General features: G+C 42.7%; 2 protein-coding genes and 1 pseudogene. All 3 read right to left on the reverse strand.

Annotated features, from left to right (window positions below):
- Positions 1 to 17: 17 nt before the first annotated feature.
- The gene (locus BBW68_RS12510) at positions 18 to 239 is read right to left on the reverse strand and encodes a hypothetical protein (RefSeq protein WP_245675266.1); all 222 of its coding nucleotides are present in this window, start codon (positions 237 to 239) and stop codon (positions 18 to 20) included.
- Positions 240 to 263: 24 nt separating this feature from the next.
- Positions 264 to 515, reverse strand: a complete 252-nt coding sequence (locus BBW68_RS12515) for a YdgH/BhsA/McbA family protein (RefSeq protein ID WP_070135615.1) — start codon at positions 513 to 515, stop codon at positions 264 to 266.
- A 141-nt stretch (positions 516 to 656) separates the two neighbouring features.
- Positions 657 to 1,306: pseudogene (locus BBW68_RS18035) on the reverse strand (NAD(P)H-binding protein); the annotation flags it as partial.

Consider the following 1,306-nt stretch of genomic DNA (forward strand, 5'->3'; position numbering starts at 1 on the left):
AGAGGTGATTCAATCTCCTAACCATCAAGTTTTTTATCTTTAAAAAATTTCTCAAAGCTAACTTCTTTTATCTGTACAAAAATTCGCTGAAGATGCCACTTAGAGTATCCTGCCCGCGCAGCAACATCCTCTATCTTCAGCGGTTTATGTAAATTTGAATCAATCCATTGGATTATCTCATCGATGATGTTTTCTGTTCTGAACATAAGACGACGCTCACTATAAGAGGGCTGTGACATATACTGTTCAAGTATGCTAATTATTTACTTATAGATTTCAGCAACTCCATGCAACCGGTTATTCCCCGAAGTTGACAGGATTTTGAACGACGTTGCCCCATGCTCATCAGCCTTACGAGAGAGCGCATTCGATAAATCATCAAGCGTATAGGCATTGCTGGCTGAGACTACACCTATCTTTTCTTTCCCATCTGCATGATTAATTTCCTGAGCGGCAGAGGCGGCACTCACTGAAATAAATCCCATGATCAATGTGGTAATAAGTAGTGCTTTCATATCTAATACCTCTTTTAAAATCTATGTATGAAATTGGACTCGTATCAGGGGAAGTATCCTTGTCTACATATACAAATATACAGATCTAAGCTGTCATGATGCTGACCGCTATATGACAAAATTGTCAGGGTTGTAGATTGATTAATTTTTTAAATACAGGTTCAGTTCGTTAATAATGCACTCAGCCTCTTCACGCAGAGGCATATTGTCTATGTCTAGAATTCCATCATTTTTTGTGGATCATCATTCTGCAGATCTGCAAACAGCGGAGTAAGGCCCAGCTGTGCTTCGCCTCGTTCAGTCACCAACTCGAACGTTTTATTTTTTTCCTTGTCGTTGGTTAGGGCACTGACCAGAACCTAGGCGATTTGCTCCTAGGATATCACAACATCTTCCGGTGTTCCCGTATGGCGACGATCCCCCTGAAGCATAGCGATGCTGTGCTCATCATCATTGTTGTAATTAAACCAGCCGGGCTTGACGATGGTATGGGGGTGACCACTGCCCCTGATCAGACGCTCGGCACGTCTTTTCCAGTAATGAACCTCAGTGCGTTGACTCCAAGTGTTGAGTCGCTCAGTCACGCCAATCGTGGTCATCAGGCCGATACGAACAGGTGTATCCTTGAATATTCATAAAATATTACGCACTCCGCCGTAGTCTATCGCTCTGGCACCAATACGATTCTGACCATCAGAACCGAGAGTGAAGATGGTGGCATCAATATCTTTCGGAAATTCGGTGAATTTTTCAGGCATTGTAAGATCGCCGTAAAAAACATCCGTTCCACG

The sequence above is a fragment of the Candidatus Erwinia dacicola genome (genome assembly GCF_001756855.1).
Taxonomy (GTDB): Bacteria; Pseudomonadota; Gammaproteobacteria; order Enterobacterales; family Enterobacteriaceae; genus Erwinia; species Erwinia dacicola.

Coding starts and splice junctions, on each gene's coding strand:
- BBW68_RS12510 (WP_245675266.1), bottom strand. CDS start 239: ATGTCACAGCCCTCTTATAGTGAGCGTCGTCTTATGTTCAGAACAGAA.
- BBW68_RS12515 (WP_070135615.1), bottom strand. CDS start 515: ATGAAAGCACTACTTATTACCACATTGATCATGGGATTTATTTCAGTG.